This window comes from Paracoccus sp. 228, assembly GCF_000967825.1.
In the GTDB taxonomy this organism is placed as follows: Bacteria; Pseudomonadota; Alphaproteobacteria; order Rhodobacterales; family Rhodobacteraceae; genus Paracoccus; species Paracoccus marcusii.
In genome coordinates this window covers 13,793-39,364 of the sequence record NZ_JYGY01000008.1, presented here as the reverse complement: position 1 = coordinate 39,364, position 25,572 = coordinate 13,793, and the positions used below count along the sequence as shown (strand labels likewise).

Below are 25,572 nucleotides of genomic sequence, written 5' to 3'. Positions count from 1 at the left end.
AACTGTGAATCTCGCTTAAAATCTCCATGTGTCAATTTCGGCTCTTCTACTAATTCAAAAATTTCGTTCCATATGCACTTTCTCAAAACATTAGGAGGGTCTGGAAGATCAACCTCTCGTCTTCGGCCGTCTATGAAAAAATCAGGTTTACTAATTTTAAACCCCAGAACGAACTGGTAAGCCCATGAGGGCCAAAAGAGCATCTATTCTATTAGCTTTCAAAAGGCTTATTTTGGAACTGATATGAATTTCGACCCGGCGGCAATATGTAATTTCCTTAGGCAGGTATCAACCGCATCCATACTGCCAACGTGCTTGCGTTTAATAACATCATATTTGAATTCGGAAAGAATAATTGCGTTAGTATATTAGTATTTTGCGATAATTTCATCGTTCGACACGCTATACTCTATAAGCAGGGCTCCTCCGCCATCGCCTACTCCTTCGGGAGAAAACTCAAACCCCAAGCTCTCAGCTGATCGAAGCGATGGCCGCAAAACACTTCTCTTAATATTCCAACTCTTTGTTTGGGCGCCAGCACGAACAGACTTTAATTGCGTTTTAATCAAAAGGTCTTTATCATCAAGAATTACATCAACCGTCAAGCTGAAAGCAGATAAGACGGCGCCACCGCTTACGGATCATCGTCGGATGCACGCCATATTCGGCGGCCAACTCCGACACCGTGCGCTCGCCCTTCAAGGCTTCCAGCGCAACACGGGCCTTGAATCCCGCATCATGGTTCCAGCGTTTCTTCATGTCCTGATCTCCTTGCTCTTGGAGACCAGCAGACGTCAGATCGTAGCTTCCGTCACTGTCCAATTTTCGGGGAGTAGCTCACTCCGTTATCCCCGCCGCTAACCGCTATGGGGGAAGGTTCACATGGCTCACTTCTCAGTGGAAATTATGCGCTTACCCGGCTCAGTTCTGGGTGGAAATCAACAGGCGCACCCCCCGAAGGAACAAAGATCGAACTTTACTTCGGGGTTGCTTTCACCGATTGGGCAGCAGTTCTCCCTGTTCGGGCGCCGCTTCTCCTGATGAGAACAGCGAGTCAATGATAGTTTTTGGCACGCGGCGACGCTCCATGATGGAGCGCAACCGACTGAGAAATCGAGGATCCTCGACGTTCGACGGGGAGACGTTCTTCTCGACAAGACGGACAGAGGGTGGCTCAAATGCAAGCATCGTTTCGAACACCTCACTGGCTCGGTTCGCTAGTTCCAGTTTTAGGCTGTTTTCATCAGGCTGGTTCCCCCACCGCGTCATGTAGTCGGGCGGGGACGCTGTCCATCTTGGAAGGAACTCAGCACTGAAACTTTCTTGAAAGGCGGCACGATGAGAGTCCAGCGCAGCGCGGACTTTGTCATGATATCGTCCGACGACTGTCAGGAAGGCCTGGACTGCCGCATCGAAGTCCTTGCGATCTTCACGCAGGATCACACGGCCAAAATTATCGATCTGAAAGGTGTAGATGTCTTCAATCCGCTTGCGTTCCTTGCGTAACCAGGCGTCATCGACGAGTGCGGTCTTGGCGTCCTTGCCTTCGCCTATCGTAACTTCTACCGCTCCAACTGCAGCCATCGGTGCCCGCAGTCGACTTGATATCTGAGCTTGGAGATGCGCATCGCTTACGGTGCTGAAGCCCTCCGGAAGTGGAACCTGCTTACGGCTTAGCGCGAAGCCCGTAATCTCGAACTCAACATAGACCACACGCGACGAGAATACCTGCATGCGCCTGGTGATATCGAACTTGACAGGTGGGTTTCGTTCAAGGTCGGCCTGCATGGCCTTAACTTTGGAAGGATCCAACGCTGCATTCCCAATTTCGCCGGGGGGAGAATCGTTGTTCGCATGTGCGCCAGAAGCGCGTACGAGCTTTTCCGTTGAAGCACCGCGGAGAACGATCGCGTTTGGTTTTTCTGCTGTGTCGGAAGCCGCTTCGATGTTCTTTGAGACCGGCGCAAATACCATCGTGTCGTCATCCGATATGATCACCCCGATGCGTACACCGGGCTGCACCCGGAGATCGAGCAAATTCCTTGAGGCGGCATCGCGGATAACCTCCAGCGCTTCGTATTCTCCGAAACCAAGGCGATAGACCTCGGAATTGGCGTCGACAATTACGCGTATGTCGAGATGCTCCAGCTCGTCGAGCCGTGCGGCAAGTGCATCGGCAACGGCACGAGACAATGCAGGGGCAATGACAACCAGACGGCTCTTGGCGCTGTCAATCATTGAGATAACAGCAGTGTCGGTGGCTACGGTAAAGGTGCGGTCTTCATCCATCAAAAGTCATCCTTAGCTTAATAATATTTGCGAATGTAGCCGTCCTAAATTCTCAAAGTGGCCTGCCGGTTAACATTAAAATCGCCTGACAGATTCTTTGGGTCAAGAGCCCCTCAATATTTACAATTTTTGGTGTCAGGTAACGCTTTCAGTGAGTTTAATCCAAATATGACGCCTACTGTTGCCTCTTTGAGGTACCTGTAAGTCGCGGTCTTGGGTAGTATTACATCCTATCTGCCTGACTTTACGCGCCTTGGTGTCAGGCTATGCACGGGTTCAGGCGGCGCAATTTCACAAGGCGGCGCATGTTGTAGGCGAAGTTCTTCATCCCGATCTTGGCTCCGGCGCGGACCATGCCGATCATGCATACCAGGGTGCCGCCCTTGTAGTTGACCTGCGCGCCGAAGACATGTTCGACCCGGACACGCACGGTAGATTTGGTACGGTTGCTCCCCTTGGTTTGTTCAGTCAGTGGCTTTCCCCACTTGCCCTTGCGGTGGACGTGGCTGGTCAGCCTTCTGGCGCGCAACTTGCCCTCGATCTTATCGGCCTGATAGCCGTGTTGCGCGACAACTATCTTGTCCATGAGGGCTAGATAATTATGGCAAAGTTTGTCATAATGTTGAGGAAATCTGACGGAGCTTTTGATGGCCACGATGAACGTCTCAATCCCCGATCCCATGAAGGTGTGGGTTGAGGAGCGGGCCCGCGGGGGCAGCTTCAGCAATGCCAGTGACTACGTTCGGCATCTGATCCGGCGTGACCAGGAACGCGCCGGCGCAATCGGGCAGCTTCAGGCTGCCGTCACCGAGGGTCTGCAGAGCGGTGAGCCCCGGCCGTTCGATGCCAAAGCCTTCAAGGCAAAGATGCGCCACAAGCATGCCGGCTGAGGAGCGCTATAGTCTCAGGCTTACGCCCCAAGCTGAAGACGACATGGAAGAGATCTGGCTGCACGGCGTGGCGGAGTGGTCACCCGAGCAGGCAGACAGATATATCGACGGGATTACGGCTGTTTTCGATCTGCTCTGTGCTATGCCGGGGATCGCGCGAGAGCGTCCGGAGTTTAACCCGCCTGTTCGCATTCATCCCTCCGGTGCTCACTTAATCATCTATCGGACCATCGGTGTCCGGCTTGATGTGCTTCGTGTTCTCGGAGGTCGTCAGAACTGGCCGATATTACTGGAGGTTCTGGAATGACCTCGGACTTTTTGCCCTCTTTTCCTAAGGGTCCGTTCCGGTTCGTGGCGCTTGATGTCGAAACCGCCAACAATGACCGCGGCAGCATCTGTCAGATCGGCGTCGCCTGCGTGCGGCCAGACTATTCGATCGAGACATGGATGGCCTATATCGATCCGCAGGTGGACCGTTGGGTCTTCACCTATCTGCATGGGATCAGCGCCATGACCGTGCGGGGCGCACCGGCATTCGCGGAGGTGCTGCCGGTCTTGCGCGAGGCGCTCGCCGGATACACGGTGTATCAGCACTCCGGCTTCGACCGGAGTGCAGTGTCCGCCGCCTGTCATCACGCGAACCTTGCCGTTCCAGACTGGGAGTGGCAAGACGGTGTTCAGGTCGCGCGCCGCGCCTGGCCGGAATTGCGAAATGGCGGGCATGGACTGGCCAGTCTCAAGCGGCATCTTGGGCTTGTCTTCGAGCACCATGACGCGGGCGAGGATGCCCGTGCGGCTGCGGAAGTCGTTCTGAAAGCGGAACGCGCACAGGTCGACAAACCTCGGTACTCCACAGTATCTGCCGCAAGACAGGCCCGACATACCGAAGACTTTGATTTGATCGATGACGGCGATGACAGCCTGGAAGTCACCACGGAGCATGTGATCGGATGCCCTGCATCAACGGCCTTTGAACACGCTCTGTCACCCCGCGCTCTTGGAACGACAGAGATTACACAGGGCAATCTAAACTATAGCCACATCTACCTGAAAAATTTCTTTGAAGCGTTTCCGGAAGACGCCGTCGGCGGCTCAAACCGCGCCCTGGCGGCCGCGCGCGAAATCACCGTGAACTGGGGCGGAAGCGCTGCGGTCATGACCGATCTTGATGGTGCCAAGCGATTTTTCCGAAAGCGGGGTTGGATTCGATCCTTTTTCGAACATAACGCCGTGGAGGCAGGAGATCTGGTCCTGATCGAGGAGACCGCCCCCTACTGCTATCGTGTCGTTGCGCAGCCACGACAGAGGCCTATCAAGGCGAGCGGCACAACATGACAAGTAGCGAAAAGGGCTGCGACCCTCTGGGGCTTTAGTTGCTATGATGTCGTCAGACACGACTTCGTACCGAATGTCCTTCACGACGGGTGGCCTTCTGCTGCTCGAAAGCCGCGCCGTTGCCATGCTTCACGTGCCGGGTGAGGCCTGGGCCGCGACGCTCGAACGGGCCCGGAAGGAAGGGGCGACGACCCTCCCGAAGGTTGCGTCGAACAAACGGGTCCTCAACGAAATCGTCCTCCGCCTGTCAGCTCTGTCCGCTGAGGAATTGGCCTTTCTTGCCGACGAGGCTGACCACGACGAGACGCAGGCCCTGCTGTGGGTGGCCATCTGCAGAACCTACCGGTTCATCGAGGAATTCGTGCGGGAAGTCGTGATTGACCGGTACCTCTCCTACCGCCTGGAACTTCCAGTCGAGAGTTTTGACGTCTTCTTCCACCACAAGGCGGAGTGGAACGACAAGCTGGCACACCTCAGTCCGGGCACACAGAAGAAGCTCGGTCAGGTGATGTTCCGCATCTTGCGGGAAGCCGGGATCATCTCCCGGGACCGCCACATCCAGACAGCGATCCTTTCCAATCGATTGCAAATTATGATTGAAAATGCACAGCCTGCAGCCTTTGATTATTTTCCCGGCCTCCGTCGGGGTGGAGTTTGATTTTTGAAGATGATGTTTGATCGGAAGGGCAGGGCCGAACACCTGTTCAAGGTCGTGACCAGCCAGCGTTTTTTGACCAAGCAGGGCCTGGGCAATGAGGTGCCGTTTTTCATCTGCCCGTATGCGGCTGCGGACGGCATGGCGATGGAAGAGGATCGGGCCGATCTGATCACCCGAAGTGCCCATGCGGGCGTTCGCGTTCTGGACCTGAACCTCTATGACATCACGCTTCAGATCCTCGCCGAGCGAGGCATCCTGGAACAAGTCCTCGAGATCGAACATGACACGGACAAGGCTGAACTGAAGGAGTTGCTGCAGGGGGTCTTGGACCCTCAGGCGCACCTGGTGCCGATGGTGGCAGAGATGATCAAGGCCACGCCCCACGACGTCATTTTCCTGTCGGGCGTCGGGGAGGTCTATCCCTACCTGCGCTCGCACAATGTCCTGAACAACCTGCAGAGTACGGCCAAAGAAGCGCCGACGGTCATGTTCTTCCCAGGGAGCTACACTCATGCGCTGGCCACCGGCGCATCGCTCGATCTGTTCGGCCTGCTTCACGACGACAAATATTACCGTGCTTTCAACATCATGAATTACGAGGTCTGACCGTGACCCAATATCTTCGCGACATTTTCGCAAAACCCGTCGATCGTGCCATTGATGGTGTCATCAAGGCCGATGACGACACCGGACTGCGCCTCGAGCTTGACGAGTACGTCATCACGGATGAGATCGGTCAGCGCCTCGAGCAGTTTCTGGAGGCCTATACCGATTACCACACTGCCAATGGCGTGTGGATTTCCGGGTTCTTCGGCTCGGGCAAATCGCATCTGCTGAAGATGCTGGCGCTGCTTCTGGAGAACCGCGAGGTCGATGGCAGGCGCGCAGCGGACATTTTCCTCGAGAAGGAGAAGATCAAGGACGCCCCAATGATCCGCGGCTTGCTGCAGAAGGCGGTCGCCATCCCGTCCAGGTCGGTCCTGTTCAACATCGACCAGAAGGCCGATGTGATTTCCAAGACCGATGTCGACGCCCTGTTGGCAGTCTTCCAGAAGGTCTTCGATGATTCCTGTGGCTTCTATGGAAAGCAGCCTCATATCGCGCAGATGGAGCGTGACCTGCACGGCCGTGGTCAGCTGGACACGTTCAAGGCCGCCTTCCAGGCTGCGTCAGGAAAGCCGTGGGAGCGGGGACGCGAACAGGCGCTGCTGGAGACCCGCAATGTCGCCACGGCCTTTGCCGCAGCCACAGGTGGCGATCCCGTGGATGCCAAGGATATCCTGACCCAGTACCGCAAGGACACCCGGGTCTCGATCGAAGATTTTGCGGCGACCATCAAGGCGTGGATTGACGAGCAGGAGCCAAATTTCCGGCTCAACTTCTTCGTCGATGAGGTCGGCCAGTATATCGCCGACAACGTGAAGCTGATGACCAACCTGCAGACGATCGCAGAAAGCCTGAACACCAAGTGCAAGGGTCAGGCCTGGATCATCGTGACCGCGCAGCAGGATATGGCCTCCGTCATCGGGGACATGACCCAGCAGCAGGAAAACGACTTCTCGAAGATCCAGGCCCGGTTCAGCAACCGGATGCCTCTGAACTCGGCCGATGTCGCCGAGGTTATTCAGCGCCGGCTGCTATCTAAGACGGAGGAGGGAGAAGCCCAACTCAGCAATCTCTATCAGCGGGAAGAAAACAACCTCAAGACGCTGTTCGACTTTACGGACGGGTCGATAAAGTTGAAGAATTTTCGTGATCGCGACGAGTTCGTGCTCAGCTATCCCTTTCCGCCTTACCAATACCCGCTGTTCCAGATGGCGATCCAGGCGCTGTCGCAGCACAACGCCTTCGAGGGCAAGCACAGCTCCGTCGGTGAACGCTCGATGCTGGGGGTCTTCCAGGAGGTCGCCAAGAAGCTGAAGAATGAGCCTGTCGGGGGCCTCGCAACGTTCGACCAGATGTTCGAGGGCATCCGCACCGCCCTGAAATCGTCTGTCCAACAATCCATTCACATCGCCGAGCGTGACATCGAAGACGTGGACCCGTTCGCTGTGCGGGTCCTTAAGGCGTTGTTCCTTGTTAAATACGTCAAGGAGTTCAAACCCTCAGTTCGCAACATCTCGATTTTGCTGCTGTCAGGGTTTGAGAGCGATCAGACGGCGCAACGGCGCCGGATCGAGGAGGCCCTGGCCTTTCTGGATCGCAACACCCTCATCCAGCGCAATGGCGAGGTCTACGAGTTCCTGACCAACGAGGAAAAGGACGTCGAGGCCGAGATCAAGGCCCTTCCCGTCGAGCAGTCGGAGGTCTCGGGCGCGCTGGAAACCATGGCCTTCGACGCCATTCTGCGAAGCCGCAAGATCCGTCACAACACATCGGGCAATGAATACCAGTTCACGCGGCGCCTCGACGGTCATCTGATCGGCAAGGAGCATGAGCTGGCGATCCACCTGCACTCGCCGTTCAGCGAGGATGGCGACAGCCCGGAGACGATCCGCACCCGGACCATCGCCAATGAAGAGCTGGCGGTGGTCATGAAGCCCGATCAACTGTTCCTGCGCGACATGGTCCTTTTCAAACAGACGGACAAGTTCGTCCGCCAGTCCCGCAGTGGATCCCCGCAGCCGGGCAGGGATCGGATCATCGCCGAGAAGGGCGAGCAGAACAGCCGTCGCGCGAAGGATCTCGAGCTGCGGCTGCGCAAGCTGATCGGAGAGGCGCGACTGTTCGTCCGCGGTGACGAACTGGACATCAGCGGTGAGGACCCTCAGGAGCGCGTCACCAAGGCATTCCAGACCTTGGTCGACAAGGTCTACACGAACCTGCCGATGCTGCGCGGTGTCATCTACACCGAAGCGGATATCATGAAGTCCGTGCAGTCGGGCACATCACTCTTTGGGCACGACGGCGAAGGGCTTGGTGAGCCCGAACAGGAAATCCTGAACTTCCTGAGCAGTCAGGCCCGCAATGGGGTGAAGGTCTCGGCGAAGCACCTGACCGACAAGTTCTCCACAAAGCCCTTTGGCTGGCCTAGCCACGCCGTGATGTGCCTGACCGGGAGCCTGATCACAAAGAATAAGATCGAGGCGCGCATCGACGGTGCAGTCTATGAAGGCGTCGATCTCGCCCGGGCGCTGAACAACAGCCAGATGGTTGGAAACCTCTTGCTGACGACGCAAACGGAGTTCACGCCTGCTGCACTGCGCAATGCAAAGGAGCTTTATCGTGAGCTGTTCGGATCCCCGCCCGGTGGCAGTGAAGCGCGCGCATTGGGTGAGGACTGGAAGCATGCCGTCGACGCGTTGGAAGCCAAAGTCGATGATCTGACCCGTCAGGTCCATGATTATCCATTCATGGCGGCTTTGGGTCCTCTGCAGGCGCGCCTGAAGGCCATGAAAGGGAAGCCAGCCGCATGGTACATCACCGAGCCGATAAAGCAGCAGGATAAACTGCTCGATGCGCGTGAGATGATCCTCGACAAGATCCTCAGCTTCATGGGCGGCGGCCAGAAGGACATCTACGACGATGCTCGCAAAGCCCTGTCTCAGCAGTCGGAGAACATCGCGGATGTCGATGCGGATGCCGGACGGCGGCTGCGGGCGGTCATGGATGACGAGAACTGCTATCGGGGATCGGCGATTCAGAACCTCAAAGTGGATCTCTATGATCTGAAGAACAAAGTTGATCTTGCCGTGATCGCCGAGCGCAAGGCTGCCAGCGCGGCCCTGGACGAGGTTGCCGTGACACTGGGCCAGCTACCAGAGTACCAAGCGCTCACGTCCGAGCAGAAGCAGTCGATCGACGGACAGCTTGCAGCGCAAAGGGACAGGCTTGACACAACCAGTCTGATCCCGTCGTTACGGGATCGTAGCAATCAGGTCCGTCAGCGGTTGCTGACGTCACTACTCTCGACGATCTCGGAGATGACCAGAAAGCAGCCTGTCACTCCTGGAAACCCGGGGGAGCCTTCGAGAACTGATCCCAAACCACCAAGCCACGTGAACGCACGCGATCTGAAAGTAAATATTGGAAAGCCCTACCTTACCGATGAGGCAGAGGTGAACGACTATCTCGAGGCCCTGAGAAAGACCCTGCTTTCCAAAATTGCGGCAGGCACGAAGGTGATGATCTGATGGATACCAACGCGCTCAAGAAATTCGCGCAGGCTGCGCGCAATCTGCTGATCGGTCAGGTCACCGCCAAGCTCGATCTGGTCCTAGCCGAGGGCGCGGCCGCTCGGCGCGAGCATCCGCGGGCGGTCAAGGATCTGGAGAACGCATTGCGGACTTCCGGCAGGACCCAGGTGGTCGAACAGGTCGCCTACACCTGGTTCAACCGCTTCACGGCGCTGCGCTTCATGGATGCGAATGGCTACACCCAGGTTCGCGTCGTCTCCCCGGCTGACGGCCAGACCCGTCCGGAGCTTCTGGCCGAAGCTGCGGCGGGCAACCTGCCCGACGGCGCACCTGCTGAGGTTTCCGCCTTGCTGGATGGCCGTGTCCCGTCGAATGACCCACAGGCTGAGGCCTATCGCCTGCTGCTGGTCCATGCCTGCAATGCGTGGCACGGGCCGATGCCATTCCTGTTCGAGGAGCTTGACGATTACACCGAACTGCTGATGCCCGAGGATCTGCTGTCGCAGACCTCGATCCTGGCCCGGTTGCGCGCGGTCATGACGGAAGAGGCCTGTCAGGATGTCGAGATCATCGGCTGGCTCTACCAGTTCTACATCTCGGAGAAAAAGGATCAGGTCTTCGCGGGGCTGAAGAAGAACCAGAAAATCACCGCCGAAAACATCCCCGCCGCAACGCAGCTGTTCACCCCGCACTGGATTGTCCGCTATCTGCTGGAGAACTCTCTGGGACGGCTGTGGCTGCTGAACCGGCCACAGTCAAAACTCGCGGCGCAGATGGACTATTACATCGCGCCGGAAGAGCCCGAGACGGACTTCCTGAGGATCGGCAAGCCCGAGGAGATCAAGGTCTGCGATCCAGCCTGCGGGTCGGGGCACATGCTGACCTATGCCTTCGACCTGCTCTACGCCATCTATGAGGAAGAGGGATACGATCCGACCGAGATCCCCGGGCTGATCCTGACGCACAACCTGACGGGGGTAGAGATCGACGATCGCGCAGGCGCACTGGCGGCCTTTGCGCTGGCGATGAAGGCGGCGGCGAAACTGGGGCGGCGGCGGTTCCTGCGGATGGAGGCGAAGCCCGACATCGTCGTGTTACAGAACGTGAGTTTTACGCCCGCCGAGTTGCAGGACGTGGCCGCCGTGGTGGGCAGGAATCTGTTCACGGATGAGTTGCGCGAGACAATGGGCCAGTTCGAGCAAGCCAAGAACTTCGGCTCGCTGATCGTGCCGAAGCTGCGCGATCCGGCCGAGACGGTGCGGATGGTGGAGGCACGGGATTTTGGCGGCGACTTGCTGTTGAAGGAGGTGCAGGCGCGCGTCGTGGTCGTGCTGCGCATGGTAGAGGCGCTGTCGCCGAAATATCACGTAGTGGTGGCAAACCCGCCCTATATGGGCGGGAAAGGGATGAACGCGAAGCTGCAAGACTACCTGAAAGATAACTTCAGTGACGTCAAAGCAGACCTCTTCTCGGCGTTTATGGTTCGAAATACGAGTTTGGCCCTTCTAAAAGGTCAATTGGGATTTATGACGCCGTTTGTATGGATGTTCATTTCGTCCTACGAAAAACTGCGCCTGTTTATCTTGGAAGAAAAAACGATCTCAAGCCTGATTCAACTGGAGTATTCAGGGTTCGACGGAGCGACAGTGCCAATTTGCACGTTTACGTTGGAAAATACTCATCGCCCTGATTTCCAAGGTGGTTTCGTGCGTCTTTCTGATTTCCGAGGCGCAGCGAACCAAGCGCCGCGCGCGCTGGAAGCAATTCAAGACCAAAACTCTAGCTGGTTTTATCGAGCCTCGGCCCAGGACATTCAAAAAATCCCAGGGAAACCCATTGCGTACTGGGCAAGCCCAAAAATGGTTGACTGTTTTGACCTACCCGACAACGTCGGAAGTCTTGCTTCCCCGCGCCAAGGATTGGCTTCAAGTGACAACGATCGTTTTCTTCGGTTGTGGCACGAAGTTACTCCTAACCGATCCTCGTTCAAATCTTTTAGCCGAAAAGAGTCTGTTGCATCGGGTGCGCGATGGTTTCCATACAACAAAGGTGGAGCATACCGAAAATGGTTTGGGAACAACGAGTTTGTAGTAAACTGGGAGGCCGATGGACGTGCTCTCCTTGAACTCGCTACACAGTTATATGGAAGTCCGACCCGCACAATTAAAAACATCCGGCACTATTTCTCTGACAGCATTACTTGGTCAGCAATTTCAAGCTCAAAACTTTCAGTAAGAAAGAGCGACCCCGGTTTCATTTTTGACCAGAAAGGCCAATGTATTTTCTCAGAAAAAGAAAGTGACAAAATTCTTCTTATTGGATTTCTTAACTCCAAAATCTGTTACCACCTTTTGAAGTTTATATCTCCAACGTTGGACTTCGTGTCCGGTACAATTGCAAAACTCCCAGTTAAAACGGCTCAAGGAACGGATGCGAAAACTCAAGCATTGATTGAATCTGCCCGCTCCGATTGGGACGCTTACGAAACCTCCTGGGACTTCACGACGCTCCCACTGCTCCAGCCCGACCACCGCACCGAGACGCTGGAGGCCACCTACACCACCCTCCGCACCCACTGGCAGGGCATGACGGATGAGATGCAGCGGCTGGAGGAAGAGAACAACCGCATCTTCATCGACGCCTATGGCCTGCAAGACGAGCTGACTCCCGAGGTGCCGCTGAACGAGATCACCCTCACCTGCAACCCCGCCTATCGCTATGGCACCAAGAACGATGCCGAGGCGAACGAGGCTCGCCTGCGCGCCGACACCATGGCCGAGTTCCTGTCTTACGCGGTGGGCTGCATGTTCGGCCGCTACAGCCTCGACGCGCCAGGCCTGATCCTCGCCAATCAGGGCGAGACACTGGCCGAATACATCGCCCGCGTCCCGGACCCGACCTTCATGCCGGACAAGGATAATGTCATCCCCGTGCTCGACGCCGACTGGTTCGCCGACGACATCACCGACCGGTTCCGCCAGTTCCTGCGCGTGACCTTTGGCGAGGACAGCTTCCGCGAAAACCTGCGCTTCATCGAAGAGGCGCTTGGCAAGGACATCCGCAGGTATTTCACCAAGGATTTTTATGCCGACCACGTGAAGCGCTACAAGAAGCGGCCGATCTACTGGATGTTCTCCAGCCCCAAGGGCACGTTCAACGCGCTGATCTACATGCACCGCTATCGCGGCGACACGGTCTCGGTCCTCCTGAACGAATATCTGCGCGAGTTCGTCACCAAGCTGGAGGGCGAGCAGGTGCGCCTGAACAAGCTGGCCGACGATCCCACTGCGACCCAAGGGCAGCGGACCAAGGCCCTCAAGGATGCGGGCGTCATCGCCAAGCAGCTGGATGAGCTGAACGAGTGGGAGCGCGAGGTGATCTTTCCGCTGGCCCAGGCCAAGATCGAGATCGATCTGGATGACGGGGTCAAGGCCAACTACCCAAAGTTCGGCACCGCGCTGAAGAAGATCATTGGGCTTGAGGTCAGCGATGAATGATCGCCTAACCGCTAGCCTGGCCCGGTTGTTCGATGAGCATCGGATCGTGTTCTGGTACGATGCGGCCCGCGACATGCGCACGGCATTCGAGGCGATCGATCTGGACGGTGTCGCAAAGATCGAGATCGCCAACAACCAGTTCGGACTGAAATACCGGATGCTGCGCCAAGAGCCGGATCAGAAGTTCCTAGTGTTTTATGACGGGCCAGAGCCCGCGATGCAGGAGAACTGGCTGCTGGACGTGCAACTGGCCACGACCGTCTTCAAGGCCGATCAGGCTGCGATCTGGCTAAGCGAGCTGAGCCTGCCAACTGCCTTTGAGGAGGTCGTGCGCGACCATACTGAGTTCTATCGCGCCAGCAGTCGGATCGCGGATCTGAAACGCCTGATGCAGCAGGGAGACACCAGGACCGATATCCGCCGGCGCATGCTGGCCGTCTGCGTCGGTGCCGAAGGAGCCCTGGATACGGTGATCGAGCAGCTGCTGGAACAGCTGGCTGCCGGACGCGACGAGGGCATGCGGCTGATCGAGCGGGCGAACCTGTCCGAGTTCTTCTGGAAGCAGGTTGCCAATGCCTACGGCTATCTCTCGGACAAGCCGGACCTCGAGGACTTCGCGATCGCGTTCTTCGAGGGTGCCTACCAGCTGGCCTTCGGCGAGGATGCGAAGCTGAAAGCGGAAGCGCTGCTGGTCTTCCGTCGCTGGAAGAACAACAAGCACTATTCCGAGGCCTTCGAGACGCTCAGCAAGCGCTTTGAGGGTACTCTCAAGATCCCGCATGATCTGAAGTTGCGCCAAGCTCGGACCTTGAAGTCAATCGATCATTTTGAAGAGATCGACCGACACGTGATCCGTTCCCTGGTTCAGGCCATGGCAAGCCAAACCTTGGGCGCTGCGGATGTTCTGCAGATCATCCGGGAGCGGCGGCAAAGCCACTGGTATGCGACCTACGAGCATGTCTATCAGGCGATCAGCCATGCCATCGAGTTTCAGCAGGCCTTGGCCGAGGCCAATCTCAGCATGACCAGCCCCGAGGAGGGCATCAAGCGCTACGTTTCGAGTTGGTACAAGCTGGATCAGCTGTATCGGAAGTTCATTTTTCACATGCAAAAAAGTGGTCAGGCCACGCTGCTGAGCGACTTGTTCGAGGTGGTGGAGAACCGCTACACGACCAGCTACCTGCTGAAGGTCAATGACGCCTGGCAGGATCAGGTTGCAGCCATGCCCGAATGGAGCGTGCGCGGCTATCCGATGCAGCGTAACTTCTACCGGGACCAGGCCGCTGAATTCCGCCGCAAGGATCAGAAGGTTGTCGTCGTCATCTCGGACGCCTTTCGCTACGAGATTGCCGAGGAATGCCTGCGGGCCATCCGCAAGTTGAACAGGTTCGATGCAGAGCTGAAACCGATGATCAGCAGCTTGCCCAGCTATACCCAATTGGGCATGGCGGCCCTGCTGCCGAACAAGGACCTGACAATCCAACCGGACGGCATTGTCAGATCTTTCGGCGAGTCGACCCAAGGGACATCCAACCGAGAGCGGGCTCTTGCCCAAGGCCGAACCGGCGACCGCGCAAAGGCGATGAAGGCAGACGAGTTCATGAGCATGCGCTCCGAAGAGGGAAAGATCCTCTTCCGCGATCATGACATCCTCTATCTGTACCACAACCGGATCGACGTAGTCGGAGACAAGCTGACCACCGAAGAGCGCGTGCCGGAGGCTGCCGAAGATGCTATCGCGGACCTGACAATGGTGGTCCGCAAGCTGACCAGCGCCAATGTCTCGAACATCCTGATCACTGCCGACCACGGATTTCTCTATCAGCACCGCCCGCTCGACGAGACGGAGTTTTCAGTCGCGGAACCGGCAGGGGATGAGATCCATACCCGCAACCGCCGCTTCGTCGTCGGCCGCGGGCTGAAGGCGACAGCCGGAATGAAACGGTTCTCACCGGCCGAGTTGGGCCTTGCCGGGGATCTTGACGTGCTGGTCCCAAACTCCATCAATCGTCTGCGGGTCAGGGGGGCTGGAAGCCGGTTCGTTCACGGTGGGGCAAGCCTGCAGGAAATCGTCATCCCGGTGCTTCGGGTTGGAAAGCAGCGTGAGTCCGACGTTCAGATGGTCGAGGTTCAGATCATCTCGTCTGGTCGCAATCTGATCTCGTCAGGCCAGCATGCCGTGACGCTGTACCAGGTGCAGCCGATCTCGGACAAGCTGCAGCCGCGAGATCTGGTGGTTGGGCTCTATGCCATCGATGGCACCCTGATCTCCGACGAGCATGAGGTGCCGTTCGACTATCGATCGGACAATCCGCGCGAGCGCGAGATGCCGCTGAAGCTTTTGCTGTCACGGGACGCTGATGCCTTCAACAATCAGGACGTGTTCCTGAAGTTGCGCCAGCGCATCGGCAAGACCAGCCGCTATGATGACTACCAGAGCCAGCGCTATGAACTGCGACGCGGCATCCCGACCGATTTCGACTTCTAAGGAATGGCCATGAGTACGCTTGACGACAAGATCAACGACCATTTTGCAGGCTTCGTGGTCCGCAAGGACTTGGTCAAGGCCGTGAAGGGCAACGCGATCGTACCGACCTACGTGCTTGAGTACCTGCTGGGTCAGTACTGCGCGACCGACGACGAGGCGTCGATCGCGACCGGCATCGAGACGGTCAAGGAAATCCTCCGCAAGCACTATGTCCATCGCAGTGAGGCGGGCCTGATCCAGTCCACGATCAAGGAGCGGGGCCGCTACAAGGTCATCGACCAGATCAGTGTGTCACTGAACGAAAAGACCGACAGCTACGAGGCGACCTTCGATAATCTGGGCATCAAGAAGGTGGCCGTGGACAGTGGTACCGTCAAGGCGCACCCCAAGCTGCTGGTGACGGGGGTGTGGTGCATCGCAGACGTCCAGTACGAGTTCTCGGAAGATGCCCGGACCTCGCCATGGATCCTCGAGACGATCAAGCCGATCCAGATCGCGCGCGTGGACTATGAGAGCTACAAGGCGGGGCGGGCGAAGTTCAGCACCGACGAATGGATCGACCTTCTAATGCAGTCGATCGGGTTCAACCCGGACACGTTCGGGCGCCGCAGTAAGCTACTTCAGCTGATGCGGCTGATCCCCTTTGTGGAACGCAACTACAACATCATCGAACTGGGCCCCAAAGGGACCGGCAAGTCCCATATTTATTCTGAGTTTTCTCCGCACGGGCAGCTGATTTCTGGGGGCGAGGTCAGCATCCCCAAGCTGTTCGTGAACAATTCGAACGGGCGGATTGGTCTGGTCGGGTATTGGGACGTGGTGGCTTTCGACGAATTTGCGGGGCGTGAGAAGACTGCCAACAAGGCGCTCGTCGACATCATGAAAAACTACATGGCCAACAAGACCTTCTCGCGGGGGATCAACCCGATGGGGGCCGAGGCCAGTTTCTCGTTTGTCGGCAACACCGATCACAACGTGCCCTACATGCTGAAGAACAGCGACCTCTTCGAAGCGCTGCCGCCTCAGTTCCATGACTCGGCCTTCATCGACCGGCTCCATGCCTATCTGCCGGGGTGGGAAATCGACGTTATCCGCGGCGAGATGTTCACCAGGGGCTACGGGTTCATTGTCGATTACCTGGCAGAGATCCTACGTCATCTACGTCAGGAGGATTACTCCAACCGGCCGGATCGGTATTTCAAGTTCAGTGAGCAGATCTCGACGCGGGATCGTGACGCCATCTCGAAAACCATGTCGGGTCTGCTAAAAATCCTCTTTCCTGCAGGTGGTGAGACGGAGGCAGAGACCGAGGAGCTGCTAAAGCTTGCCTTAGAAAGCCGCAAGCGGGTCAAGGACCAGCTGTTCCGCATCGATGCGACATATCCGGAGGTGGACTTCTATTACACCGGCTCCGACGGCAAGAAACGCCATGTGCGCACGGTGGAAGAGGAAGAGTTTCCGCAGTTCTATTATCGCAAAGGAACGCCAGGCGCTGAGGTCTCGCAAAGCGCCGACATGGACGGCGTTGAGATGCTTACTGACGCCCTCAAACCATCGCAATCACGGCCACATGACAATCCTGCATCCACGACCCCAAAGCCGGCCGAAGGGCATCATGTCTTTGCCGAGAACCGCAAGGGGATCAGCTATGACACGCTGTTTGGCCATCACCTTCAAGGGGCGTCCCGCATCATCGTGACGGATCCCTATATTCGATACTTCTATCAGATCAAGAACATGATGGAGTTTGTCGAAATGGTCATTTCCCGAAAGGCACCTGAGGATCAGATTTCTGTTCATCTGGTCACGGCTCCTGATGACGGGAATATACCGAAGCAGCGCGAACTGCTCGAGAGTATTTCCGAGGCTTGCGTCGGTACGGGCGTGGATTTCACTTGGGCATATGACACCAGTGGTACGGCCCATGCCCGTGATATCGTCACCGACAATGGTTGGAAGATCGTCCTTGATCGTGGGCTAGATATCTTTCAGGCACCCATGCGCCGTGAGAACGGATTCAACCTTGGTGACCGCCTTCAAGAACATCGAATGGTAAAGGCGTTTTACGTGACCTATCTGAAGGAAAATTCGGATATTTCGTTGAAGTGATCTTTCGGCAATGATCCAGAGCCTCAATTTGAAAACGCATTGTAGTGAAATCCTATTTCTATTAAAATGGTCATGCCACTACAATATCGGTTTTATTATATAAATAACTGATCTGCATATGAAATTTATGCGTGCACTAAGGGGATATGAGGGATTAGAATGATTGGTGATTTTGGAGATAGAAATCCTAATTTATCGCATGCCAAAAAGCAGGAGATAAACTCTGAGAACTGGATGATATTTCGCGCTCCATTGGAGTCAGCTGCACAGCAGGTTCTAGAGCGTGTTGGAGCGAAAATAGAGACACATAAGATTTTGGTTCTAGTGGATCTACAAGGCATGTATCTCGGCCTGCATTCGTGGTTGAGCGATAAAAAGTTTCCTATTGATGGTGGGCTTGTCTTGAGTAGAATAGCCTTTTTTCAATTGCTAGATACCTTTGATAGAATAAAAAAGCACACTCTCAGCATTAGAGACGATAAAGTTTTAGACTTCGAGAATATTATTGAACAAATCGAGAAATCAAAACCGGGAGATTCAATAAACGTTAAGGTCCATGCTACATATATTCGTTATGTCCCTCAATTTGAGCTTTTCTTTGCTCCCGCCCCGCTACCAGACATAGAGTGGCAGCTTATGAAACAGGTGAAATTGGGAAGCATTGATGCGAAAAACCAGCTAAAAAAAATACAATCAGGAATACTTAAGCGTCCTTATTTTGAACGCAACTATGCAGCCTATAGTGATTTTGTTCAAAAACTTAAAGCAAATCCTGAATACTCTAGATCAGAAGAAGGATTCTTTAATTTTTTTGTTGGGCCAAAAGGATTGCAGGTATTCGATGAAAAAGAGGTAGATACGAGAATTGTTATTCGCGCTATGGAGGCATTTTACGAGTACGAAGCAGACTCATTGTGTATTGTGTCATCAGACCAAGACTTCACGCCGGTGCATAAGAAATCCCATAAGTTTGGAGTTAATGCGTATCAAGCTGACTTGGCAAAATTCCATGATAGCTCAGGAATTGGTCGAAAATTAAAAGAGTTAGGCAAAAATTTTATACATGGACGTGTAGATCCAATCTGGCCACTAACAATCATCACAGAAGCAATATCTGTACCTGGCATAGATCATCAAGCACACTATACCCTTTCAAAAAATGAATTAGATGCACTTTGCGAATTACACAATCAAATGAATGATTATCATATATCAATAGAAGCCGATGAAAGCGGTTCCGCAAAAATTAATATTTTTAAGCCTCCTATTTAGGGGCCATTACTAACCTATCAAAATAGTGATATGGCCCGTGTATTCAGGATGCTACATTAAGGGCTGACTGGATGTTATTAAACCTGCCTGTAAAATATGATATCTTCACGTTGTTAAAGGCACGTTTAAATTGCTTTCTTCGATGCTGCACTTACAAACTTCCGAAGATTATCCCCCGTCCACCGCTTGCCCCCATGCGTAAGGAGTCCGAGGCCATTCAGGTGCTCAGCCCTCTCCGCCCAGGAACCATCCGGCTGATGGGCCCGCGCTGCGATCACCCGGCCACGATGATCATCCTTGCCGGCCCGGTGGGCCTCGTCGTCGGCGTGCCATGTGCGGAAGTGCAGGCGCGGGTCGAACGGCTTGCCGTCGACCGGGATCGGGTCCGGCGGCAGCGCCTGCATGCGGTCCTGGGGCAGGGCGGCCCAGAGGAAGCGGTGCGGGCGCCAGTTCACCTCATGAGCGAAATCGACGGTCAGAAAGATCGTATCATCCGCCGCCGTCTCGACCAGGCGTTTGACCGCGACCACGGCCTCCGCGCTGGCCCGGTCTGGAGCCAGCTCCAAAAGGGCGATCTCACGGATCATCGTGCCATGCGCCAAGCGCACGTGGCGACGTGCCAGATCGCGCTGATAGCGGATCGTCAGGCTCTCATCGGCCGCGGCGTCCACATCGGCGGACAGGGAGACGAACCCGGCGCGCGGCACCGGGCGGGTCCAGTAGATCCCGACGTACGCTTGCTGGGTCATGCGGAAAATCCCGACGGTCGGACTGTGGCAAGCCCTCTTGTGCCATCCTCGCCGCATGATGACGAGGAGAGAGATGATGAACACGACACTGCAGACAGAGCGGCGGCAGGAGCAGATCTTGGACTGCCTGCTGGCCGGCGCCATGGGCGACGCGCTCGGGGCGGATATCGAGTTCGCCAGCCTGGCCCGGATCCGCGCGCGCTTTCCGCAAGGCTTCGGTGATCTGCCCCTTCATCAAGGCATCCGGGGCGCGATCACCGATGATACGCAGATGACCCTGTTCACAGCCGAGGGGCTGGTGCGCACCGCAGTGCGCGGGACGCTGAGGGGGATCTGCCATCCACCCGGCGTCATCCATCACGCGTTGCTGCGCTGGCTGGTCACGCAGGGTGAGACGCCGCGGATGGAGGTGGATGACGTCGGACTGGTCGCCGAACCACGCCTGCATGTTCGCCGCGCACCGGGGCTCACCTGCCTCGACGCGCTGCGACGGGCGGGCAGCTTCGGCGCGCCGGTCGTGAACGGATCGAAGGGCTGCGGGTCGATCATGCGTGTGGCGCCCATCGCCTTCGTCGCGGAGGATCGTGTGCGGGACCTGGCGACGGAGTGTTCCGCCCTGACCCACGGCCATCCGACCGGGCAGGAGGCCGCCGCTGCCTGGGCGCTGATCCTGCGATCCCTGGCGGACGGTGACGATCTGGAGCGGGCGGCCCAAACCCATGCCCGCAGCTTCGGGGCCGAGACGCGCGAGGCCATCCTGCGCGCATTGCAGGCGCCGGCCGATGGCCGCCCCGAGACCACCGAACAGCTGGGTGGTGGCTGGACCGCCGAGGAGGCGCTCTCCATCGCCATCCACGCCTGCCGCTGCGCGCGGGACCTGGAGCACGGGCTGGCCATCGCGGTCACCCATTCCGGCGACAGCGACAGCACCGGCGCGATCGCGGGCAACGCGCTCGGGCTAATGTTCCCCGGTCAGGCCCGGACACACAGATGGGTCGCGCAGGTGGAGTGCCGCGACCTGATTGAGCGCATGGCTAGGGATCTGGCCTTGGCAATCTCCGGCCAGATGGATGATCTGGTGACACGTTACCCGGGAGCCTGATGAATGGACGACACCCCCACGCCGATCAACGTGCTACGCAGCCTGAAAAGCAGGGCAGCCATCGCCGCCCGCCGCGCAATGCGTGATCTCCCTCATATCGCTCCGCTAAGGAATTATGCGGCAAAGCTGCGCGCCGAGAACCGGGGGACCGTTCCCGAATTCGACCCCATGGACGGCGGCACCGAGGCGAGGCTGCTCTTCCTGATGGAAAAACCCGGCCCGATGACCGACGATCTGGCAGCGACCGGCAAGACCGGCTCGGGCTTCATCTCCCGCGACAACGACGATCCCACCGCCGAGGCCATCTTCACCTTCATGCGGCAAGCCGGTATCGCGCGCCAGGACACGGTTCTGTGGAACGTCGTCCCGTGGTGGAATGGGACGCGAACGATCACGCCGGCTGAGCTGAACGCAGGTCTGCAACAGCTGGACGCCCTCATCGATCTGCTGCCCAAGCTTACAACCATCATTGCAGTGGGCCGCCGGGCGGCGCGGGCAAAGACTGCCGTGGAGAAGCACGGTCTCGCATTCCACGCCTCGGCACACCCGTCGCCGATCAACCGTGCCACGCGACCCGAGGTTTGGAACGCCATTCCGGGCATTTGGAAACAGGCGTCGGCCAAGAGATAGAAAACCACATGTGACATAAGACGGATTACTGCGGTAAAATGATACCACAAGGCGCCGGTATTTTTATGCTTCGCAAACCGCTACCCTACCCTAAATAGCTACCGCTACTGCCGTGCCACAGATAGACGCGAAACGGGGCTTAGCGCTCATCCGGCTCCCGCAGCGGCCGAGAATACCCGAGATTCATTGATTAGGCATGTCCCTCACCAGCTTAGCATGGGCTGAGCTTATTTTGACCGAAGTACCAATCCGAGCTGAGCCAAAGTGTAGCCATGCTGCCCGGCAACCCGCTCAAGGTCAGCCGCTGCCGCTGCTCGTTTCGCGATCCTGATTTGCTCTTGGCTCCTGATATCATGGAGCTCTGGCACTATCTTTACGACGACCACCTCAGGCGCAGGCGCTTTGTCTATGTACACCGCAGCCGAAGGAACGATCATGTCTGCACCAGCCGCAGAAGAGTGCGTTTCTGTTACACTCCGCGCTAGCGCGTAAGGCTGGTCCTTCATTGGTTGGGTTTCGGTGCGACGGACAGGATTGCCTAAGCGTGTATAGTGCTCGGCTGATTGCAGGAAGGCTTCAGCCGCCACGCGATCATTCGCAAGCCGCGCTTCCTCTGCAAACTGAAAGTAACGCTCGACGAGTTGCCGCGCGGTGCCTCGGATCTTCCCCTTTGCGCTAGTGCTCTCAAGGATATGGTTGCCAGGATCACGCTGTTGCTCTGGCGAACGCGATGCGCCACTCCGTCGATGTCGATGCGGTTTCATGAGCCAATACGATAAGGATAGCGGGGATGCGTACGCCGCTTCCTGCCGAGATAGGGTGAACCTCTCTGATCAGCAAGAAGGCTGTTGCATGGCGGCCGCCTAGCACCCCATCAACTCCCACAAGGAAAGGTTTTCGACGCCCTGTTCCGGCTGCTATGCGGGAGGGAGCTGCCGTTGACCACTCTATATATCTGGCCTAGCCTTTGCTGGTCTGAAACAGGTTAGGTTCGGGACGGTTGGCCCGGCCCCCGCCCTGCGGGTCCTTCAGTTGCGAGGCATCGGCCCAAGACTATCAAGGCGTCTGCGCGGTGCAGATGCCGATAGAAAGGGCATGACATGAAACCCAGAATTTCTGTTCTGACACTTGGCGTAAGCAACCTTGAACGGTCGCTCGTTTTCTATCGCGACGGACTCGGGCTGCCGACAAAAGGCATTATCGGCCAGGAGTTCGAGCATGGTGCGGTGGCGTTCATTGACCTTTCCGGCGGACTGAAGCTCGCCCTCTGGGCGCAGGCCGACATCGCCCATGATACCGGATTGCCAGTTCATCCGGTCAGCTCTACCGCCGTGACTATCGGCCATAATGTTGCGCGGCCGGAAGACGTCGACTACTGTATGGAAGCTGCGGTTCGGGCAGGTGCCGAGGTGATCAAAACCGCACAGGATACATTCTACGGTGGCTACGCCGGCTATTTCCGCGACCCTGACGGGCACCTTTGGGAAATCGTGTGGAACCCTGACCTGCTTCCGCCGGAGGATTGAGCCGCTTTATTTTTGGTTGCTGGCTTAGCAGGGCCCACGACCGCCTTGGCGTCCTTGCGCCAATGCCCTAGCGCGGCCCTAGTGGCCGCTTTGTCCCGCAAAGCCGCCGCTTGCCTGTATCTTCCAAGGGTCGGCTGTGCGGGAAGGCGCTACCTTTGCCACCCACACCCGCCAAAAGGTAGGTGTGGGAACATCACTCATCAGAATTCAATAATTTCGCCGCTGCGACCTCCCAGTAGCCTAAGATTGCTTCGAGCAGGAGTTGCCGGACGGCTTGAAGGGCGGGCAGAAATCGAAACCGGGACTGCATTCACCCTAAAACGTGATATTTCCAGCGTCATCTCGTCGGCGCGCTGCTGTAGCGAGACTGCAGCGGCATTTGATTCCTCCGCTACGGCCGCATTCTGTTGGGTCACGGTATCCAGCTGATTGATACCGGAATTGATCTCGGCCAGACCAACCGCTTGATCACTCGCCGCAGCAGCAATCCCCGAGATCTGCTCGGAGACGTCCTGCGCCTGTCGCTGGATCGTGTCGAGGCTCTTGCCCATGCGCCCCACCAGGTCCGAGCCGAGCTGCACCTGGGCGGCGCTTTCCGAAATGAGTGTCTTGATGTCACGCGCAGACTCAGACGCGCGCTGCGCGAGGCTCCTGACCTCCGAGGCCACGACTGCGAACCCGCGTCCTGCCTCGCCCGCCCGCGCAGCCTCGACCCCCGCATTGAGAGCCAGAAGGTTCGTCTGAAACCCGATGTCCTCGATAACGTCGATGATCCGGGTGATCTGGTCGGAGTATTGCTTGATCCCTCCCATGGCCTCCACGGCATCGCGCACCACAATCGAGCTGGCTTCCGTGATCTCGCGGTTCTGACGCCCGGATGTTTCGGCATGGCCTGCCCGCTCCGCCGTCGAACGGACGCTTGCGTTCATTTCCGTCAGAGCCGCTGCAGACTGCTCGAGGGCGGCAGCCTGCGTCTCTGCACGACTGGCAAGGTCCTGTGCTGCAGAGGTGATCTCGTCGGCGCCGCTGCGGACCTGATCCGCAACCTGCACAATGGACACGACCGTTCGGCTCAGACCGCTGACAACCTCGTTATAGGCTTTGCGCAGCGCCTCGTAATCGACCGGGAACGGATCATGGGCAGGGCTGGCAATCTCCTGGGTCAGATCACCGGTCGCCAGGCGCGACAATCCAGCGCCGATGTCATCGACGACCCTGGCCTGCTGGCGCGCCTGGACCTCCCGTCGCGCCATCTCCTCTGCTTCAAGACGTCGGGTTTCAGCCTCCAGATCACGTCGTTCGATGGCATTCTGACGGAACACCTTGAGGGACCGGGCCAGCGCGGCCAGCTCGTTTCGGCCTTCATCGCCTGTGATGTCGAATGAGAGATCTCCATCTGCAAGGCGGTTCGTCTGATCCAGGGTTCGGGACAGGCTGCGTGACAGGCTGCGAGAGAGTACGATGGCGATCGCGCCGCCCATAAGAACGGTCAGACCGACACCCACAAACACCGAAAGCACCGTCATTGAGGAAATGTCCTCAGCGTCCTGTGCGCTTGAAGCCGCCATGGTTTCGGCTGCGCCCTGGATTTCCGAAGTCACGGCCAGGACCTCGTCTGCCGTAGCACGGACGGTGAGAAGACCGTTCTGAAGATCACCCATGCCACGATCGGCGGCAACTGCTTCGCTCCAAAGATCCTGGGTGATCGCATTCACATCATTCAAACCGGCCCGAGTACGCGGGTCAGTAAGCGCAAGTCCTGCGCGGGAGAGCTGATCCTGCAGACTGGAGTACAGGTCGGAGGCTTCGGCAAAAACATCAGAATCCTCAATTGGAATTGCTGCGACAAGACGCAGACGCATTCGAAGAAGCGTCTTGTTGGCATCTGCCACGAGAAGCGCACGCTGCACGTCCCCTGCAGCCTGCAACTCTGTCTGCAGCTGATCCATTCCCTCTCGCGCCAAGGTACTCAGCTCGACGATGCGACGCATCTGAACATCCCTGGCAAGATACGCTTGCGAGAATGCCTGAGCCTCCTCGATATGACGGTCCTTCAGCGCGACAAGGGTTTGGCCCTGGGCAATGCCCTCACTCTGGGCCTGGTCTGCCAGTCCGCGGACATGGTTCATGGCGGTGACAATGGCTGCTGCCTTCGTATCGTCTGGTGCATCGAGAAACCGCAGGATCGTGCGATCTGCATCGGACACCCCTTTTGCGATTTCTACTGCGAGTTGGGCTTCCTGTTCTGCATCGGTAGTCTGCCGATGCGCAGCGTTTGCACGCGTGATCTGATGTTGGGTAAAGCCGGCGAAGAGAACCAGAAGGATCAGGATCAGTGCAAATCCCGCCGCGATCTGGCGGGATATCTTGATATTCTTCAGCATGATGGTGCTTATAACCTATAATAAGCAGACGGACGGATGTTGCACCCCTCCAGGGCAGCAGCGACGGACGGAGATCGGCCTGGAGCCGATCGCATTGAGAGCTTGGAATGCGGTCTTTTCTGCATGCGAAGACACTGGTGGGCATCCATGGAGTGGCCTCCGAGACGCGCCGATGCCTGGCCTACGGTTTAAAAGCTAAAGATAAAAATAGCGTTTATTATTGAGCATCGATTTTTACATTTACATAAACTAAACTGTTTGCGGCAATATACGTGATGCGTCAATTATTTTTAATTAGGCGGCCTATTCAGATAATCATAAGCTTTTTGCGCCATGAGCAACTTGAAATATTAGCACGGTACGGGATTATATTATTGTATATTATGTTATTATAAAAATTATTTTTTCTAAAATACCGTCATAACCCGCCAGCAAACAAACGCTAGGAACAACGGCCGGACCTCGAAAGGGTACCGGTAGTTGGAACAGTGGGCCTAACCCCTAAAA

The 25,572-nt window shown here is 56.9% G+C and carries 18 protein-coding genes and 1 pseudogene; 13 read left to right on the top strand and 6 right to left on the bottom strand.

The genetic code is table 11. The annotated features are described in order from the left end of the window. Positions 1-594: 594 nt before the first annotated feature. The 3 genes and pseudogenes from SY26_RS18725 to SY26_RS18715 form a co-directional block, all read right to left on the bottom strand. The gene (locus SY26_RS18725; protein ID WP_046001848.1) at positions 595-759 is read right to left on the bottom strand and encodes a helix-turn-helix domain-containing protein; all 165 of its coding nucleotides are present in this window, start codon (positions 757-759) and stop codon (positions 595-597) included. Positions 760-993: 234 nt separating this feature from the next. After that, complete coding sequence (locus SY26_RS18720) at positions 994-2,289, bottom strand: hypothetical protein (protein WP_046001807.1); 1,296 nt, start codon at positions 2,287-2,289, stop codon at positions 994-996. Positions 2,290-2,548: 259 nt separating this feature from the next. Beyond that, a pseudogene (locus tag SY26_RS18715) lies at positions 2,549-2,827 on the bottom strand (IS5/IS1182 family transposase); the annotation flags it as partial. A gap of 109 nt (positions 2,828-2,936) precedes the next feature. Between SY26_RS18715 and SY26_RS18710 the strand changes: the two are divergent. The 10 genes from SY26_RS18710 to SY26_RS20710 all read left to right on the top strand — a co-directional run bounded on the left by SY26_RS18710 (position 2,937) and on the right by SY26_RS20710 (position 18,674). After that, positions 2,937-3,179 (top strand): type II toxin-antitoxin system ParD family antitoxin, encoded by a 243-nt coding sequence (locus SY26_RS18710; protein ID WP_046001805.1) that lies wholly within the window; start codon positions 2,937-2,939, stop codon positions 3,177-3,179. Beyond that, entirely contained in the window at positions 3,133-3,486 is a 354-nt protein-coding gene (locus tag SY26_RS18705) for a type II toxin-antitoxin system RelE/ParE family toxin (protein ID WP_369799458.1), read from the top strand. Before SY26_RS18710 ends, SY26_RS18705 begins: the two co-directional genes overlap by 47 nt. After that, positions 3,483-4,514: an exonuclease domain-containing protein gene (locus tag SY26_RS20210; RefSeq protein WP_046001803.1), complete on the top strand. Its 1,032-nt coding sequence runs from the start codon at positions 3,483-3,485 to the stop codon at positions 4,512-4,514. Before SY26_RS18705 ends, SY26_RS20210 begins: the two co-directional genes overlap by 4 nt. Before the next feature lie 73 nt (positions 4,515-4,587). Next, positions 4,588-5,172 (top strand): DUF1819 family protein, encoded by a 585-nt coding sequence (locus SY26_RS18695; protein WP_232303420.1) that lies wholly within the window; start codon positions 4,588-4,590, stop codon positions 5,170-5,172. 9 nt (positions 5,173-5,181) lie between these two features. Then, complete coding sequence (locus tag SY26_RS18690) at positions 5,182-5,778, top strand: DUF1788 domain-containing protein (protein WP_084693951.1); 597 nt, start codon at positions 5,182-5,184, stop codon at positions 5,776-5,778. A gap of 2 nt (positions 5,779-5,780) precedes the next feature. Next, a complete protein-coding gene (brxC, locus tag SY26_RS18685; RefSeq protein ID WP_046001801.1) occupies positions 5,781-9,305 on the top strand; it encodes a BREX system P-loop protein BrxC in 3,525 nt (1,174 codons plus the stop codon). Next, positions 9,305-12,805, top strand: coding sequence for a BREX-1 system adenine-specific DNA-methyltransferase PglX (gene pglX, locus SY26_RS18680; protein ID WP_046001800.1), 3,501 nt, complete (start codon positions 9,305-9,307; stop codon positions 12,803-12,805). The genes brxC and pglX overlap by 1 nt, the downstream gene beginning before the upstream one ends. Next, entirely contained in the window at positions 12,798-15,293 is a 2,496-nt protein-coding gene (pglZ, locus tag SY26_RS18675; RefSeq protein WP_046001799.1) for a BREX-1 system phosphatase PglZ type A, read from the top strand. The genes pglX and pglZ overlap by 8 nt, the downstream gene beginning before the upstream one ends. Before the next feature lie 9 nt (positions 15,294-15,302). Further along, complete coding sequence (gene brxL / locus SY26_RS18670; RefSeq protein ID WP_046001798.1) at positions 15,303-17,402, top strand: BREX system Lon protease-like protein BrxL; 2,100 nt, start codon at positions 15,303-15,305, stop codon at positions 17,400-17,402. Between the two features lie 159 nt (positions 17,403-17,561). Then, positions 17,562-18,674 (top strand): NYN domain-containing protein, encoded by a 1,113-nt coding sequence (locus SY26_RS20710; RefSeq protein WP_084693943.1) that lies wholly within the window; start codon positions 17,562-17,564, stop codon positions 18,672-18,674. Between the two features lie 125 nt (positions 18,675-18,799). On the opposite strand, the gene SY26_RS18665 is transcribed toward SY26_RS20710, so the two are convergent. Further along, the gene (locus tag SY26_RS18665) at positions 18,800-19,423 is read right to left on the bottom strand and encodes a hypothetical protein (protein WP_046001797.1); all 624 of its coding nucleotides are present in this window, start codon (positions 19,421-19,423) and stop codon (positions 18,800-18,802) included. A 73-nt stretch (positions 19,424-19,496) separates the two neighbouring features. Between SY26_RS18665 and SY26_RS18660 the strand changes: the two genes are divergently transcribed. Together SY26_RS18660 and SY26_RS18655 are read left to right on the top strand one after the other, a co-directional pair. Beyond that, positions 19,497-20,525 (top strand): ADP-ribosylglycohydrolase family protein, encoded by a 1,029-nt coding sequence (locus SY26_RS18660; protein WP_046001796.1) that lies wholly within the window; start codon positions 19,497-19,499, stop codon positions 20,523-20,525. A gap of 3 nt (positions 20,526-20,528) precedes the next feature. Next, positions 20,529-21,155 (top strand): uracil-DNA glycosylase, encoded by a 627-nt coding sequence (locus SY26_RS18655; RefSeq protein WP_046001795.1) that lies wholly within the window; start codon positions 20,529-20,531, stop codon positions 21,153-21,155. Positions 21,156-21,382: 227 nt separating this feature from the next. Here SY26_RS18655 and SY26_RS22245 read toward each other — a convergent pair whose 3' ends face one another. Continuing rightward, complete coding sequence (locus tag SY26_RS22245) at positions 21,383-21,919, bottom strand: DUF4167 domain-containing protein (protein ID WP_084693941.1); 537 nt, start codon at positions 21,917-21,919, stop codon at positions 21,383-21,385. A gap of 336 nt (positions 21,920-22,255) precedes the next feature. Between SY26_RS22245 and SY26_RS18645 the strand changes: the two genes are divergently transcribed. Continuing rightward, positions 22,256-22,681: a VOC family protein gene (locus tag SY26_RS18645; RefSeq protein WP_046001793.1), complete on the top strand. Its 426-nt coding sequence runs from the start codon at positions 22,256-22,258 to the stop codon at positions 22,679-22,681. A 200-nt stretch (positions 22,682-22,881) separates the two neighbouring features. Here SY26_RS18645 and SY26_RS18640 read toward each other — a convergent pair whose 3' ends face one another. After that, positions 22,882-25,065 (bottom strand): methyl-accepting chemotaxis protein, encoded by a 2,184-nt coding sequence (locus tag SY26_RS18640; protein ID WP_157020539.1) that lies wholly within the window; start codon positions 25,063-25,065, stop codon positions 22,882-22,884. Between the last annotated feature and the right edge of the window lie 507 nt (positions 25,066-25,572).

Coding starts and splice junctions, on each gene's coding strand:
- SY26_RS18725 (WP_046001848.1), bottom strand. CDS start 759: ATGAAGAAACGCTGGAACCATGATGCGGGATTCAAGGCCCGTGTTGCG.
- SY26_RS18720 (WP_046001807.1), bottom strand. CDS start 2,289: ATGGATGAAGACCGCACCTTTACCGTAGCCACCGACACTGCTGTTATC.
- SY26_RS18710 (WP_046001805.1), top strand. CDS start 2,937: ATGGCCACGATGAACGTCTCAATCCCCGATCCCATGAAGGTGTGGGTT.
- SY26_RS18705 (WP_369799458.1), top strand. CDS start 3,133: ATGCCAAAGCCTTCAAGGCAAAGATGCGCCACAAGCATGCCGGCTGAG.
- SY26_RS20210 (WP_046001803.1), top strand. CDS start 3,483: ATGACCTCGGACTTTTTGCCCTCTTTTCCTAAGGGTCCGTTCCGGTTC.
- SY26_RS18695 (WP_232303420.1), top strand. CDS start 4,588: ATGTCCTTCACGACGGGTGGCCTTCTGCTGCTCGAAAGCCGCGCCGTT.
- SY26_RS18690 (WP_084693951.1), top strand. CDS start 5,182: ATGATGTTTGATCGGAAGGGCAGGGCCGAACACCTGTTCAAGGTCGTG.
- pglX (WP_046001800.1), top strand. CDS start 9,305: ATGGATACCAACGCGCTCAAGAAATTCGCGCAGGCTGCGCGCAATCTG.
- pglZ (WP_046001799.1), top strand. CDS start 12,798: ATGAATGATCGCCTAACCGCTAGCCTGGCCCGGTTGTTCGATGAGCAT.
- brxL (WP_046001798.1), top strand. CDS start 15,303: ATGAGTACGCTTGACGACAAGATCAACGACCATTTTGCAGGCTTCGTG.
- SY26_RS20710 (WP_084693943.1), top strand. CDS start 17,562: ATGATTGGTGATTTTGGAGATAGAAATCCTAATTTATCGCATGCCAAA.
- SY26_RS18665 (WP_046001797.1), bottom strand. CDS start 19,423: ATGACCCAGCAAGCGTACGTCGGGATCTACTGGACCCGCCCGGTGCCG.
- SY26_RS18660 (WP_046001796.1), top strand. CDS start 19,497: ATGATGAACACGACACTGCAGACAGAGCGGCGGCAGGAGCAGATCTTG.
- SY26_RS18655 (WP_046001795.1), top strand. CDS start 20,529: ATGGACGACACCCCCACGCCGATCAACGTGCTACGCAGCCTGAAAAGC.
- SY26_RS22245 (WP_084693941.1), bottom strand. CDS start 21,919: ATGAAACCGCATCGACATCGACGGAGTGGCGCATCGCGTTCGCCAGAG.
- SY26_RS18645 (WP_046001793.1), top strand. CDS start 22,256: ATGAAACCCAGAATTTCTGTTCTGACACTTGGCGTAAGCAACCTTGAA.
- SY26_RS18640 (WP_157020539.1), bottom strand. CDS start 25,065: ATGCTGAAGAATATCAAGATATCCCGCCAGATCGCGGCGGGATTTGCA.